This window comes from Ignavibacteria bacterium, assembly GCA_036262055.1.
Taxonomy (GTDB): domain Bacteria; phylum Bacteroidota; class Ignavibacteria; order Tepidaquicellales; family Tepidaquicellaceae; genus DATAJP01.
Window position 1 is genome coordinate 26,195 of record DATAJP010000004.1, and the last position, 14,086, is coordinate 40,280.

A 14,086-nucleotide genomic window follows, 5' to 3' on the forward strand; every position below is an offset into this window, starting at 1 on the left:
AAATTTGGAGTCAATTAAATTAATATAAATTAATATTACTTTTTGTCAGGAAGATAATGCATCACAAAATTATTTTTCTTCACAAGCCAGTCATTAACTGTTTTTTTAATGTCATCAATTTTCACTTCCAGAAACTTATCTATTTTTGTATTAATTAAATCAGGGTCATTAAAATATAAAGTATTAATCAGATTGTTGAGTGAAATTGATTTCAATGTAAAAAGATTTGTCACGTTTTGAAACTCTATTTCATTTTTAACTTTCTCAAACTCTTCTTCTGAAACACCATTTTCTGCTATTGAGTTTAATTCTTCATAAATTGATTTTTCAACATAATCCATATCTTTCGGGTCATTGACAATGCTTCTGAAAAACAAAACACCGCAATGTTTCAGCATCATTTTTGCCGTATAAATGGATTTCACAATATTTTTTTCATAGACAAGTTTTTTATATAACCGGCTGCTCCTGCTGTTTGATATTATCGTTGTAAGATATTCTAATGTATACTCCTCAAATGAACCGTACTCAGGAATCTTATAACACATATACAATCCCGGTAATGTAATTTTGTCTTTCACTATTATCTTCTTTGATTCTTTTAATTCTCTATTTGAAAACTTACCCACTTCATCGGGATTATCTTTGTTCTTTATATTACCGAAATACGCGTCGATTGTTTTTAAAATCTTGTCATCATCAAAATCACCTGTCAGAAACAACACTGCGTTCTGCGGCGAATAATATTTGTTATGAAAGGTTATTGCTTCGTCAACACTAAAAGAATTAATATCTTCTTCGAAACCAATCACCGGCGATTCATAAGGTGAATCCGTAAAAACATTTTTATATATATTTAATAACGCAGTTCCATAGGGCGAGTTATCGTATCTTTGCTTTTTTTCTTCAATCACAACCTGCTTTTGATTCGAAAGATTATCTTCAGAAATATTTAAAGAGTTCATTCTGTCGGATTCAAGCCAGAGAGCAGTTTCAATTTGATTAGATGGCAAAGTTTCATGATATGCGGTCAAATCCTGCATTGTAAAAGCGTTGCAGTTGCCTCCGAGTTTCTGAATGTATGTAAAATGTTCGGTTTTTGAGATATTTTCTGATCCTTGAAACATCATATGCTCAAACAAATGAGCAATTCCCTTTTTCCCGGGCAGTTCATCTTTGGAACCAACCTTATAACCGAGTGTTAGATTTATTAGAGGGTTCTTGGAGTTCTTATGCAGGATGCAAGTGAGACCATTATCCAGAATATGTTCGTCAAATTCTATTTTTCTTACCATTATTGAAAATCAGGATGCAATATTAGAATGGACAATTTACTTTTATTTTAATAAAAAATCAGTGTATTTTTGTTTTAAAAGTGTTAAATTACCAAAGTTTTAAAGAATTTTTTAAACTAAACATATGTTCTTTATGTCAAAGGAAAGGATAATTATAGATAAATAAATACTTGTTAAATTAATTGTAAGTATAAAATTAAAAAAATGAAATCGAAATTCTTATTAATCTTTCTGTTAACAATTTCAACCCTCTTAATTTCTCAATCACCCGCATATTCCCAATTCGGCAAAAATAAAGTCCAATACATGGAATTTGAATGGAAATATATTCAGTCAAAACATTTTGATATTTATTTTTACCAGGGTGGTAACTACATAGCAGAATATACAGCTCAGGTTGCAGAAAGCTCATTAGTCCAATTGAGCACAAACTTAGATTACCGTATATCAAACAGAATTCCTATTATATTATTTAACTCTCATAATGAGTTTCAACAAAATAACGTAGTTGATGAATTCCTTCCCGAAGGTGTCGGCGGTGTTACAGAGCTTTTCAAAAACCGCGTTGTAGTTCCGTTTGAAGGTGATTACGAAAAGTTCAGGCATGTTATCCATCACGAATTAGTTCACGCATTTATGAATGACATGTTTTATGGAGGCTCTATTCAGAATATTATTTCAAGAAACATTACTTTGGTATTTCCCCTCTGGTTTAGTGAGGGAATGGCGGAAGTTCAGAGTTTGTATGGTCTGGATAAAGCGACGGATATGTATATACGTGACCTTGTGATAAATAATTATCTGCCTCCTATTGAGTACGCAAACGGCTATCTTGCTTACAGAGCAGGACAAAGTTTTTTTGCATTTCTTGCCGATAATTACGGAAATGATAAGATTGGTGATTTGATGAACAACATAAAAGCAATGGGTGATGTCGAAGCCGGCTTCGAGGAAACCTATAAGATGGGAACCGAAAAGTTATCGGAAAAATGGCATAAAGATTTAAAGAAAAGATACTGGCCTGAAATAGATACACGTGAAGAGGTTACAGACTTCGCGCAGAGATTAACCGACCATGAAAAAGATGGAGGATTTTATAACATTGCTCCGACAATTTCACCTGATGGTCAGATGTTTGCTTTCATTTCAAACAGAGACGGGTTGTTCGATGTTTGGCTGGCAAGAACCTCAACAGGTCAGATAATTGAAAAAGTTTTATCAGGAAATACTTCCACTGATTTTGAAGAATTAAATATCCTTACCCCCGGTCTTACATGGTCACCTGACGGAAAATATCTTGCAATCAGCTCAAAAACCCAAAGTAAAGATGCAGTTTATTTAATAGATATAAAAAACTCCGACGAAACACGTCTTCCTATTGAAAGTCTTGAAATAGCTAATTTAAGCTGGGCGCCTTCCGGGGGGAAAATTGCTTATATCGGAATGACTTCTAAACAAACTGACGTATATGTTTATGATATGGCGACGAAGAAATCGGTTAATTTAACCAATGATGTTTTTTCAGATGAAAAACCAACATGGTCACCTGATGGAAGATTTATTTACTGGACTTCAGATAGAAACGGTTATACAAACTTAAATGAAATCCCTGCTAATTTTAATATGGCAAACTATGAATATGACGGCAAGGATATATATAAAATCGATATCAGCACAAGAGAAGTAACAAGAGAAACAAATATAGAATATTCAGTTCAGACTGATGCACAAATCAGTGCAGACGGAAAGAAAATGTTATACGTTTCGGATGTAAACGGAATCACAAATTTATATTTAAGAGAAACCGATTCCTTGGGAAATTCGGTTGACAGACCCGTTACAAATTCTTTAAATCCCATTGACCAGATAACAGTTTCAAAAGACGGGAAAAGAATGCTCTTTGTTTCTTTGAACAAAGGCGGTTATGATATTTTTTCAATGTCCAATCCATTTGACAAAACATTGCCAATTAGTGAATTGCCTCCAACAGAGTTTGTGAAAGAAAGATTTGTAATGGAAGGATTGTTTGGAAAAGAAACCGAAGTTACTGCAATTGTTGATTCAACCGGAAAAGAAAAAGATACCTTATATCAGGTAATGGAATCAAGTGACAGTGCTGAGCTCATTATCGATACTTTAAAATTAATAAAAGGAACTGATTCAACCACTCTTTATGGTCAGGATATTGAAATTAAATTTGCTAATTCAGATACGATTGCTCAGAATAAGGTTGTTGATTCCGTTTATGCTACAAATATGAATTTTTATGTAGAGAATAACGTGAATCCTGATGGTTCATTCAGAATTCATAAATATAAAGTAAAGTTTTCACCTGACTTGGTTTATGGAAATGCCGATTATTCAAGTTTTTATGGTGTTCAGGGAGTTGCGCAAATATCTCTCAGTGACATGCTTGGAAATCACAGGATAAATATTATTACGTCAATGGTGATTGACCTGAAGAATAGCGATTATGCAGTGGCATATTATTATTTGCCAAAAAGAATTGACTATGGAGCTGCTCTGTTCCATACTGCGAGATTTGTTTTATACAACAATGGTTTGGGAAGAGGCGATGAATTATACAGGTACAGAAATTTCGGCGGAACAGTTATGGCAAGTTATCCCTTCAGCAGATTCAAAAGAATCGAAGGAAGTCTTGGATTAAGCCATATATCAAGAGAGAATCTTGACAACTCTAATGAACCTTTGACAGAAAAAACGTTTTTAGTTCCTTCGGTAAGTTTTGTGCATGATAATACCGAGTTTAGTTATTATACTTATGCACCCGAAAGAGGAACACGATATAATTTAAGCGCATTTGCGTCGCCTAAATTTGGTGAAAATGGAATTGGTTTTGTAACCGGAACACTTGATTACAGAACATATTTTAAAATGGGTGATGATTATAGCTTCGCGGCTCGTTTTGCGGGAGGAGCAAGTTACGGACCGAATCCGGTCAGATTTTATATCGGCGGAACTCCAAACTGGATTAACCGCTCTTTTGAGAACTCAAATGTTCCTATCAGCAACATAGAAGAATTTGCATTCTCTTCAGCAGGTCTTCCGCTTAGAGGATATAATTATGATGCTAAGTCAGGCTCAAAGTACGCATTGATGAATCTTGAATTTAGATATCCAATATTTAAATATATTGTATTGGGATTGCTGCCTATCGGATTTCAGAATATCCAAGGTGTTGCATTCGTCGATGTTGGAACAGCCTGGAGTGATGATAAATCTTTAAAATTTTTTGAAAAAGGTCCGACAGGAAGCTTCCAGACAAAAGATTTATTAATTGGTACAGGGCTTGGAACACGTCTTATATTCCTGAATTTTCCGTTAAAATTTGATGTTGCATGGAGTACAAATCTTCATAAATGGAGTAAGCCGAAATATTATATTTCATTAGGATTTGATTTCTAAAAACCCTCTCTCCGGAATTTATTAAATAAAAAGCCCGCTCACAAAGCGGGTTTTTTATTATCTGATTTATAAATTTCTTCCTGATATTTAATGAACCAGTCAAGTTTTTGATATTAAATTTCATTCACAATTAGCAAAATTTCTGATTGCAGGATATTATGTTTAAAAGTAATTTTGAGACATCATTTATTAATTAAAACATGAAATAAAAATGAAAGTAAAAATTAAGATTTTAAATTATCTCCTGATTTGTTTTATTCTCGCCGGCTTTATCGGGTTAGCTGCATGCGATAAGAATAATCCTTTGACTCCAATACTAGGGGCTTGCAGCGGTTCGAATCTCTGTTTCAAAATGAATGGGACACAATATACGATGAATGCTAACTGGACAACACCACCTTCACGTAACAGGATACCTTGGGAAGAAGGCAGCGGAGCTAACTACAAAAATATTGAACTTGATATATATGGCAATTCAACAGGAGCATATAATGTGGATACGTCATCGTCTGCAAGTAATAGAGCAACTTTTCAATATTTTATCAATGACGGAGGAAGTGTCACGAATATACAAGGGCTTTCAGGCACTGTAAATCTTACAGAAATAACTACTACGACTATAAGCGGTAATTTTACTATTACTGCAAAAGACCAGACAGGAGTTGATTATACAATTACCGAAGGAAATTTTGTAAGCGTTCCAAAACCATAAGATATTTTTTTAATATATATAAAATAAAAAAGCCCTGCCGATTTCTCAGCAGGGCTTTTCAATTAATAGTCAAAATTATTGTTAATTAATCGTCCAGGTGGTAGTTCCTCTAAGAATCTCATCGAGATTGCCTTGACCTTTCGAACTGATGTGTCTTTCAATCTGATGATAAAGTTCCTGTTCGTAAGTCGGTCTTTCAATGTCTAAGAAAACTCCAACAGGCGCAGGGAAACCGGTATGCTCGGCGAATGAACTTAATATGAACGCAAGATCGCGTGATTTCTCATCATGAACAAGAACATCATTGATGCTCCATTTACCGTCTGTTAAGTCTATTATTACAGGTGTGAAACCGTCAAGCTTTATTCCTTTATCTTTATTCGTTCCAAAGACTAAAGGCTTGCCATGTTCAAGATATAAAACATTGTCGGCTTTTGTTTCTTTTTCAGTATATAGGAAAAATGCTCCGTCATTAAAAATGTTGCAGTTCTGAAAAATTTCGAGGAAGGAAGTCCCTTTATGCTTAGCAACTCTCGTAATTATATCCTGCAAATGTTTCGGGTCTCTGTCCATCGAACGCGCAATGAAAGTTCCATTTGCTCCAAGCGCAAGTGATACGGGATTAAGAGGAGCATCGATTGTTCCGTAAGGTGATGACTTGGTAATTTTTCCAAGCTCCGAGGTTGGCGAGTATTGTCCTTTAGTTAAACCGTAAATTCTATTATTAAAAAGCAAAAGATTAACATCAACGTTTCTTCTAAGTATATGCAAGAAATGATTACCGCCAATGCTGAGCAAATCACCATCACCAGCGACAATCCATACCGATAAATCGGGGTTCATGCATTTAATTCCGGTTCCGACTGCTGTTGCGCGACCGTGAATTGTATGGAAGCCATAGGTATTCATATAATATGGAAAACGGCTCGAACATCCAATACCTGCAACAAATACGAGTTTTTCTTTTGTAATGCCGAGAGCAGGTAAAGTTCTTTGGACCTGCGCAAGAATTGAGTAATCACCGCAGCCAGGACACCATCTTACGTCCTGGTCTGATGAAAAATCTTTTGCAGTATAAACTTTTGTTTCTATTGCCGGTTTATTTTCTGTTGTGTCTGCCATATATTTTACTTCTTATTTTTTATACTGTAGCCGAAACCTTCAGGTTTCGTTTTATTAGTACGACAGGCATTCTTGCCTGTCGGGACAGACAGGAATGTCTGTCCTACTAACCTAAAATCTCTGTTATTTTTTGTTCTATTTCTTTTGCTTTGAACGGAAGCCCCTGCACTTTATTCATGCTGATTGCATCGACTAAAAACTCTGCTCTTATTATTTTGCTTAACTGCCCTAAATTCATTTCAGGAATTAAAACTTTTTTAAACTTTCTCACTACTTCACCAATGTTTGCAGGCATCGGATTTAAATATCTTAAATGTGCATAAGAAACTTTCTTTCCTTTTGCTTTTGTGTTCTCACAGGCAGCGACAATAGGACCGTAAGTACTTCCCCATCCGAGAACAAGCAACTCGCCTTCCTGTTCACCATGAACTTCAAGCTTCGGAATTATGTTCTGAATGTTTTTTATTTTCTGCGCGCGAATCTTAACCATCGCTTCGTGATTATCGGGGTCATAATTCACATTACCTGTAATGTTTTGTTTTTCAAGTCCCCCGATTCTGTGTTCAAGTCCCGGAGTTCCCGGCACTGCCCATGGACGAGCAAGGTTTTCATCACGCAGATACGGGAAAAATCCTTCCGTCTCCGTTCTGAAATTTACTTTTAATTCAGGAAGTGAATCCGACGTTATAACTTTCCACGGCTCGGAGCCATTTGCAAGAAATCCATCCGATAAATACATAACCGGAGTCATAAACTGTGTTGCAATTCTTACTGCTTCATAAGCCATATAAAAACAATCCGAAGGAGTTGCCGGAGCAATGACAGCAACAGGACATTCGCCGTTACGACCATAAATTGCCTGCATTAAATCCGCCTGTTCGGTTTTTGTCGGAAGACCTGTCGATGGTCCGCCGCGCTGAACGTTTATAATCAATAACGGAAGTTCCGTCATTACTGCAAGACCAATTGCCTCGGTTTTCAATGCAACACCCGGACCGCTTGTTGATGTAACACCAAGCCCCCCTGCAAAAGATGCTCCAATCGCTGCAGTAACGCTTGCAATTTCATCTTCCGCCTGAAAAGTTATAATTCCAAAATTTTTATATTTAGATAAGTAATGAAGAATATCCGAAGCCGGAGTAATAGGATACGTTGCAAGCAAAAGCTTTAGTCCGCTTTTGACTGAAGCTGATACTAAACCCAATGCAAGCGCTTCGTTCCCGCTTATGCTTCTGTAAGTCCCTGAAGGAAGCTTAGCCGCCCGCACCTGATATCTTGCGGAAAATATTTCAGATGTTTCCCCGAAGTTATATCCTGCTCTTAAAGCGCGTTTGTTTGCTTCTGCAATTAAAGGGTCTTTAGAAAATTTTGAATCTATCCAGTTCAGAGTTCCTTCCATAGAGCGTTCATACAACCAGTACATTAAACCCAATGCAAAAAAGTTTTTACATTTGACTGCCGCTTTCTGGGAAAGATGAAGTTCCTTCAGAACTTCGAGCGTTGTTTTAGTTATGGGTATTGAATGAACTTCATAATCATCCAAAGTTTCATCTTCAAGCGGGTTTACGGTGTAGCCTGCAAGCTGAAGACCTTTATTGTCAAATGAATCGGAGTTAACAATTACCACTCCGCCTTTTTTCAAATCTTTTATGTTAACTTTCAAAGCAGCGGGATTCATTGCAACCAAAACATCTACCTCGTCACCGGGGGTAAAAATATCATTGCTGGAAAACTGAAGCTGAAAACCGCTCACTCCGTATGTCGTTCCGACTGGAGCGCGAATTTCTGCCGGGAAATCAGGAAGCGTTCCGACATCGTTTCCGAAAATTGCCGTTGTATTTGTAAACTGACTGCCTGTGAGCTGCATTCCATCACCGGAATCACCTGCAAAGCGTATTGTTACTGCGGAAAGTTCTTTTGATTGTGTATGCCCGTTGCTTGCGCCATTAGTCACCGAAGTGACTTCTTCGTTGTTACTCATATAAACAAAAATACTATAATTAATATTTATTTAATATGGAAAATTTTAAAACCTTCGTGTCACTCTGAGCGGAGCGAAGAGTCCCCCTTCGTTTGGGGATCCTTCACTGTTCAAGATGACAATAAGTTTATCTATCTTCTAAAATCAGTTTCCTACTTCTTGGATCGAAAGTATGCATATTATCCTCAGAATAAATTGTCCCTGTAATTTCTTTATATCCAGTATTTCCTTCATCAATTGCTCTGCAGTGAAAATGATGATATTCAGGATGTTCTAATAAATGTTGCAAATAATTTATTAAACTTTCTACTTCCTCTTTTGTCAGGTATATCCCAACATCTTTGATTGCTTCGTCAGTATCTCTATTTAGAATTCTCATAATCAATTATTTAATTAGATTCATACCTCGCAGGAATGAGAGCAAGTATAAAACAAAAAAGGGTTTGCTCCTCTCGGAACAAACCCTCTGAATTATTTCAAATTTATTTAATTTATTCCTGAACGGATGCCGGTGTTTCTTTTTCTGAAGTCTCGCCTGTCTGTTCATTAACTTCAGCAGCTTCTTCAGTTACACCGTTTCCCATCTCGTGTCCTTCTTTTTTCACGTTCACCTTAATCTTTGCCACCACTGAATGATGAAGCTTAATGTCAACTTCATGCTCACCGAGTTTTTTAATCGGTTCTCCGATAGAGATTTTTCTTTTATCGAGAGAAGAATATCCTTTTTCAACAAGCGCATCATGAACCATCTGCGAAGTTACAGAACCAAAAAGTCTGTCCTCTTCACCTGTCTTAACAACTATGTCAACAGAAACATTGGATAAATCACCTGCGAGCTTTTTGGCTTCATCAAGTTCTTTTTCTCTTTTCCTTGATTGCTGTCTCGTAACTTCTTCTGAATGTCTTTTGTTTGAATCGTTTGCAATTACAGCAATGCCGTTCGGGATAAGGAAGTTGCTCGCATATCCTTTTTTTACTTCAACAACCTGACCTGTTTGTCCAAGATGTTCGTAGTCTTTTCTTAATATAACTTTCATAATATATAATCCCTCTTTTATTTTAATTTAAGAGGATATGGTTTTAATAACTAAATTTATTTATAAAAATTAGTGTTTAATCAAATCTGAATCTTCAGGAGAAAGCAGCTGGTCAAAGCTGTCATCAGAGAAAACTGAAGGTTCATCGTGTGATGCAGCATCTCCGCCTTGAGCGCCTCTTTTGTTGAGGAACTGAATTCTTCTTGCTTTGATTTCAACTACTGTTCGGCTTGCACCGTCTTCAGTTTTGAAGGTTCTGCTCTGAAGCTCTCCGTCAACAAGAACAGCATTTCCTTTTTTGAGTTTGTCTCTGCAGCTTTCAGCAAGCTTGTTCCATGCAACAATTCCAACATAACAAACATCTTCTTTCCATTCGTCATTTTTATCTCTAAATCTTCTGTTGCTTGCGATATGGAAATTCACAACCGGAGTTCCGGTAGTAGTCTGTCTGAAAACAGGGTCTTTGGTAAGGTTTCCTGCTACGATAACAGAGTTCAGTTCAGGCATCTTAAATTCAGCCATTGTTTACCTCCAAAAAAATATGGTAGTTTTAATTAGTTATTCAGTTAATTCAAAAAAATCATATTACATACCTAGCTTAAGAAACAGAGACAGCGTCGCCTGATTTTGCCTGAGATGTTTCAGTGGAAGTTTGGGAGGTAAGTTTTTCAGCGTCTCCGGCTTCCTTAGCAGCAGCGTCATTCTGTAACTTCGCCAAGTACTGAGCTTTCCTGGTGAAGTGATCGTTCCTTTCTTTCAGTGTCTTAGAATCCAAATATAATGTCAAATATCTCATAACATTTTCATCAATTCTGAAGGTTTTATCAAGTATGGCAACAACATTTGCAGGAGCATTATACTCTATGCAAACGTAATAGCCGTTTTGTTTATTGTTGATCGGATAAGCAAGACGTTTTCTTCCTATCCTCTCGGTATTAATTATTTCAGCTTTGTTTTTCTTGAGTAAGTTTGAGTATTTTGAAATAATTTCTTCAACTGCGGCATCTTCAAAGTTACCGTCTGCGATGATGTAGGTCTCGTAATGTTTGTTAGTCAATTGTGTAAATTAAATATTAACTTTTTGCAAAGGGATTAAAATATGTAGAAAATACAACATATTCAAGGGAAATAAATGAAAATCTTATCTATAATTAGGTATATTTAATCCTAAAATCAGGTCTCTTTTTCCCATCCATACTCCATTTTCGTTTTTGGCAACCTTTATAATCCCATTTCCGGCGCGGTTCTGTATATATGAAGGCAGCCCTCCTTTCATCAACGGGTCGTCCTCAAATAAATAATCATCAATCCAGTATTCGGTTTTGTAGGGTTCTTTTATGATTGGGTGTATGTGCTGGGGATTATTGCTGTTAGGATATGATGCAGGACGGATTGTTGTGAATTTATATTTCCCTTCTTTGTCTGTTTTCATCCAGCCGCGCAAATGACCGTGCCGCTTTCCGACAGTCTGGGTATCCCATTGTGAATAAAGACCCTTATTGTCAGTATGATAAATATATAATAAAATATCAGGCGCAGGAGTTTTGCCATCCGGCATAAAAATCGTTCCGCTGATTTCAAGCGGTTCACCCGGTTCATTTGAATTTGCAATTGAAGTTTCAGAAAGCATATTCTCAAACGATGGCATTCCTTCAAAAATCAGAGTACAGTCTTCACAGCCGTCACTGATTCTTATTTCCCGCGATAAAATCGGTGAGGTTGAATCCGTTTTATTTGTCTGACCACATCCGCTTGCAAATGCAGTTAAGCTTAACACTAAAAATGAAATTATCTTTAGCATAATCTATAAATTTATTTTATGTAGCCGAACCCTTTAGGGTTCGTTGAACGAAAGCTCAGCAAAACCGTCCCTGGAAAATGCTTTCGACTACGAATATAATTTACGGAACTTGTAAAACTATTGTTATTAATTAGGAAAATAAGAGAAAAGATGGGAAAAGAGTGCGGAAAGAGGGATTTGAACCCTCACGCCAAACGGCGCCACCCCCTCAAGATGGTGCGTCTACCAATTTCGCCATTTCCGCAGGTGTAATTTAAAAATAGTCAAATTGAAAAAAATATAAAAGGAAGAAAACTTTTGCCGCAGAGAAAATCCGGTTAAATTTATAAAATCCTTAGAATATTAAAACAATAGATTCTATAAATCATTAATCTTTGGATTCCCGCCTGCGCGGGAATGACAAGACTAACGTAATAATTTTATTTACTTCCCAACTCTCGCCCAAGACTGAGGAGAGAAAAACTGGAATGAACGGGTACGGTAACCGTTATAATATGCCCACCCCCAAACCGGAGTTTTCTGATAATAATAAATATTCGATGTGCTTAAATCTAACACAGAGGGGAATTCCGCTGCGGCGAAATGCTTTGGACAATAATCCGTCGAGAATCTATACTGCTCCTGAGAAATTTTCTCAACTAAAAACAAGTTAAACACTACGAGCATTGAGCCGATTCCACGCACCCCGTCATTATAATGCGACATTAAAGTTCCTGCAGCATAACTGAAATTTGTTGAACTGATTTGTGACAGCTCATTGTATGTGATAGTTTCAGGAACGTGATTTACAAAACAATAGACAGCTTCATTTCCAAATTTTGTTGCTTCAAATTTAGTGCGTCTGAAAATTTTTAAAGCATTGAATTGAGGGTGAACCGGAACTTCTTCAAACCCGAAATACTTCATCCAGCCGGGTAGGACATTAGTGTATTCTTGTAGAGTCATTTTATTTTCTTAGATTTTGGAGTTCTGTAAACAATTGAATTTCTTTCTCGGATAAATTTTCAGGGACACGGATGTTTATTTTCAAGAATAAATTTCCTGAATTCATCGGGTTATTGTAATCAGGCATTCCCAAACCCTGAAGCTTTAAAGTTTTTCCCGATTGAGTCCCTTTCGGGATATTAACTTTGATTGTTCCCTTCAATGTCTTAAAATCTACTTTGCCTCCAAGCACCGCAGTATAAACATCCACATCTAAGTTTGCATAAAGGTCATCTCCTTTTCGTTCAAAGACAGGGTCCCGCATAATGTTAACTGTAATCAACAAGTCCCCGTTAGGTCCGCCGTTCATTCCCGGACCGCCTTTGCCTGTCATTTTAAGAACATGCCCGTCCTTTATTCCGGGTTTTATCTTGAGCTTAATGGTCTGTCCTTCGAGATTAAAAACTTTTTCCGTTCCTGTAAATGCTTCCTGCAAAGTAACTTCAAGACTTGCGGACATATCCTGTCCTTGATATGCCATACTCGAACGACCGCCTGCTCGTCTGCCTCGTGCTCCGCCGCCCATTCCTCCAAACCCGCCTCCGCCAAAAATGGATTCAAAGAAATCAGAGAAATCTGCTCCGCCTCCGCCGAACATATCATTCGGGTCGCCCTGATAAGTATATGTTCTACCGCCTTGTCCTCGTCCGCCCTGCGCATATTGCGACCAGTCAAAATCTTGCGCATTGCCTCCCGACTGCTGATAATATTTCCAGTTCTCTCCGAGCTGGTCATATTTTTTTCTGTTCTCAGCATTTGAAAGAACTTCGTTTGCTTCGTTTATCTCTTTGAATTTTTCTTCTGCAGCTTTGTCACCTTTTGTTTTATCAGGATGATATTTCATCGCCAGCTTTCTGTATGCTGATTTTATTTGGTCGGCGGTTGCGTTTTTATCTACTCCGAGAATTTTATAATAATCTTTGTATTCCAATTAGTTTCTTTTAAACTTTATTGTTTTGAGATGGCTTTGATTTGTCTTATTCTGTTTTTTGCTCCATTTGAATTTGTCTTGTCATAAAAATATCCGTTATAGCTTCCCTCCGTTACATAAAATCCTTTATCCCCGCTTATACCAATGATAAATTTCCCGGTGAATAAATTTGTTTTAACCGTATTGCCTGAAATTGATTGAATAGTAACGTTCTGGATTACTCCTGCTTGCTGGTCCATCATAGCAATCTGCAAGGAATCATTTTTATAAGTAAAAATTACATAAAAATAAATTTTATTACCCGAACCCATTTGATTTTCTGTCCAATATTGGTAAATTCCTGCGTAATTTTTCAATGAAGTATTCCAGTCTGTATATTCATTATTTGAAGTTTGCGCGAATGAATTTGAGAAAACAGACACTGTAAAAACAATCAGGAAAAATGAGAAAATTTTGGTTTTCATTTATATAAGTGGTTTAAAGTTGTTTTATGATAATTGATTTTAGAGATATTAAAAAGTAAATTAATAATATTGAATAACAATTTAAAAGTAAAATGCGGTATAAAATAGTTGCAGCTGAAACAATCGAAGAGCTTGAATTGAGAGTAAATGAACTTATGGATGATGACTGGGAACCTGAAGGCGGTATGATAATCTCAAAAGACGGGGAAAAGTTTTACCAAACAATGATGTTTTATGAATATGACAGTGATGGATATGACGAAGAAGACGGCTTTTAACCAATTTGCAATTAACAGTTAGCAATTAACAATTAAATCCGGTTTAGCTTTTAAT

14 protein-coding genes and 1 tRNA gene are annotated in these 14,086 nt (G+C 36.6%); 3 read left to right on the forward strand and 12 right to left on the reverse strand.

The window, feature by feature from the left end:
• Positions 1-35 precede the first annotated feature (35 nt).
• On the reverse strand, positions 36-1,295 hold the full coding sequence (locus VHP32_12425; protein ID HEX2788695.1) for a pitrilysin family protein: 1,260 nt from the start codon (positions 1,293-1,295) through the stop codon (positions 36-38).
• Between the two features lie 204 nt (positions 1,296-1,499).
• Between VHP32_12425 and VHP32_12430 the strand changes: the two genes are divergently transcribed.
• Positions 1,500-4,721: a biopolymer transporter Tol gene (locus VHP32_12430; protein HEX2788696.1), complete on the forward strand. Its 3,222-nt coding sequence runs from the start codon at positions 1,500-1,502 to the stop codon at positions 4,719-4,721.
• Positions 4,722-4,932: 211 nt separating this feature from the next.
• Complete coding sequence (locus VHP32_12435) at positions 4,933-5,433, forward strand: DUF6252 family protein (GenBank protein HEX2788697.1); 501 nt, start codon at positions 4,933-4,935, stop codon at positions 5,431-5,433.
• Between the two features lie 81 nt (positions 5,434-5,514).
• On the opposite strand, the gene VHP32_12440 is transcribed toward VHP32_12435, so the two are convergent.
• The 11 genes from VHP32_12440 to VHP32_12490 all read right to left on the reverse strand — a co-directional run bounded on the left by VHP32_12440 (position 5,515) and on the right by VHP32_12490 (position 13,753).
• Complete coding sequence (locus tag VHP32_12440) at positions 5,515-6,555, reverse strand: 2-oxoacid:ferredoxin oxidoreductase subunit beta (GenBank protein HEX2788698.1); 1,041 nt, start codon at positions 6,553-6,555, stop codon at positions 5,515-5,517.
• Between the two features lie 106 nt (positions 6,556-6,661).
• Positions 6,662-8,536: a 2-oxoacid:acceptor oxidoreductase subunit alpha gene (locus tag VHP32_12445; GenBank protein HEX2788699.1), complete on the reverse strand. Its 1,875-nt coding sequence runs from the start codon at positions 8,534-8,536 to the stop codon at positions 6,662-6,664.
• 127 nt (positions 8,537-8,663) lie between these two features.
• Positions 8,664-8,915, reverse strand: a complete 252-nt coding sequence (locus VHP32_12450; protein ID HEX2788700.1) for a hypothetical protein — start codon at positions 8,913-8,915, stop codon at positions 8,664-8,666.
• 112 nt (positions 8,916-9,027) lie between these two features.
• Positions 9,028-9,573 (reverse strand): 50S ribosomal protein L9, encoded by a 546-nt coding sequence (gene rplI, locus VHP32_12455; protein HEX2788701.1) that lies wholly within the window; start codon positions 9,571-9,573, stop codon positions 9,028-9,030.
• 69 nt (positions 9,574-9,642) lie between these two features.
• Entirely contained in the window at positions 9,643-10,095 is a 453-nt protein-coding gene (gene ssb / locus VHP32_12460; protein ID HEX2788702.1) for a single-stranded DNA-binding protein, read from the reverse strand.
• A gap of 76 nt (positions 10,096-10,171) precedes the next feature.
• A complete protein-coding gene (gene rpsF / locus VHP32_12465; protein HEX2788703.1) occupies positions 10,172-10,630 on the reverse strand; it encodes a 30S ribosomal protein S6 in 459 nt (152 codons plus the stop codon).
• Between the two features lie 84 nt (positions 10,631-10,714).
• The gene (locus VHP32_12470) at positions 10,715-11,374 is read right to left on the reverse strand and encodes an intradiol ring-cleavage dioxygenase (protein HEX2788704.1); all 660 of its coding nucleotides are present in this window, start codon (positions 11,372-11,374) and stop codon (positions 10,715-10,717) included.
• Between the two features lie 162 nt (positions 11,375-11,536).
• Positions 11,537-11,618: transfer RNA gene (locus VHP32_12475), tRNA-Leu, on the reverse strand.
• A gap of 179 nt (positions 11,619-11,797) precedes the next feature.
• Positions 11,798-12,319 carry a hypothetical protein gene (locus tag VHP32_12480; GenBank protein ID HEX2788705.1) on the reverse strand — a complete coding sequence of 174 codons (522 nt, stop codon included), beginning with the start codon at positions 12,317-12,319 and terminating at the stop codon, positions 11,798-11,800.
• A gap of 1 nt (position 12,320) precedes the next feature.
• On the reverse strand, positions 12,321-13,289 hold the full coding sequence (locus tag VHP32_12485) for a J domain-containing protein (protein HEX2788706.1): 969 nt from the start codon (positions 13,287-13,289) through the stop codon (positions 12,321-12,323).
• 17 nt (positions 13,290-13,306) lie between these two features.
• Positions 13,307-13,753, reverse strand: coding sequence for a hypothetical protein (locus tag VHP32_12490; GenBank protein ID HEX2788707.1), 447 nt, complete (start codon positions 13,751-13,753; stop codon positions 13,307-13,309).
• 92 nt (positions 13,754-13,845) lie between these two features.
• Here VHP32_12490 and VHP32_12495 point away from each other — a divergent pair, with 92 nt between their 5' ends.
• Positions 13,846-14,031, forward strand: coding sequence for a hypothetical protein (locus VHP32_12495; protein ID HEX2788708.1), 186 nt, complete (start codon positions 13,846-13,848; stop codon positions 14,029-14,031).
• The last annotated feature ends 55 nt before the right edge of the window (positions 14,032-14,086 follow it).

Excerpts from the sequence above, each read along its gene's own strand:
- VHP32_12425 (HEX2788695.1), bottom strand. The coding sequence starts at position 1,295 with ATGGTAAGAAAAATAGAATTTGACGAACATATTCTGGATAATGGTCTC.
- VHP32_12490 (HEX2788707.1), bottom strand. The coding sequence starts at position 13,753 with ATGAAAACCAAAATTTTCTCATTTTTCCTGATTGTTTTTACAGTGTCT.
- VHP32_12435 (HEX2788697.1), top strand. The coding sequence starts at position 4,933 with ATGAAAGTAAAAATTAAGATTTTAAATTATCTCCTGATTTGTTTTATT.
- VHP32_12430 (HEX2788696.1), top strand. The coding sequence starts at position 1,500 with ATGAAATCGAAATTCTTATTAATCTTTCTGTTAACAATTTCAACCCTC.
- rplI (HEX2788701.1), bottom strand. The coding sequence starts at position 9,573 with ATGAAAGTTATATTAAGAAAAGACTACGAACATCTTGGACAAACAGGT.
- VHP32_12450 (HEX2788700.1), bottom strand. The coding sequence starts at position 8,915 with ATGAGAATTCTAAATAGAGATACTGACGAAGCAATCAAAGATGTTGGG.
- VHP32_12480 (HEX2788705.1), bottom strand. The coding sequence starts at position 12,319 with ATGACTCTACAAGAATACACTAATGTCCTACCCGGCTGGATGAAGTAT.
- VHP32_12495 (HEX2788708.1), top strand. The coding sequence starts at position 13,846 with ATGCGGTATAAAATAGTTGCAGCTGAAACAATCGAAGAGCTTGAATTG.
- ssb (HEX2788702.1), bottom strand. The coding sequence starts at position 10,095 with ATGGCTGAATTTAAGATGCCTGAACTGAACTCTGTTATCGTAGCAGGA.
- VHP32_12445 (HEX2788699.1), bottom strand. The coding sequence starts at position 8,536 with ATGAGTAACAACGAAGAAGTCACTTCGGTGACTAATGGCGCAAGCAAC.
- VHP32_12440 (HEX2788698.1), bottom strand. The coding sequence starts at position 6,555 with ATGGCAGACACAACAGAAAATAAACCGGCAATAGAAACAAAAGTTTAT.
- VHP32_12470 (HEX2788704.1), bottom strand. The coding sequence starts at position 11,374 with ATGCTAAAGATAATTTCATTTTTAGTGTTAAGCTTAACTGCATTTGCA.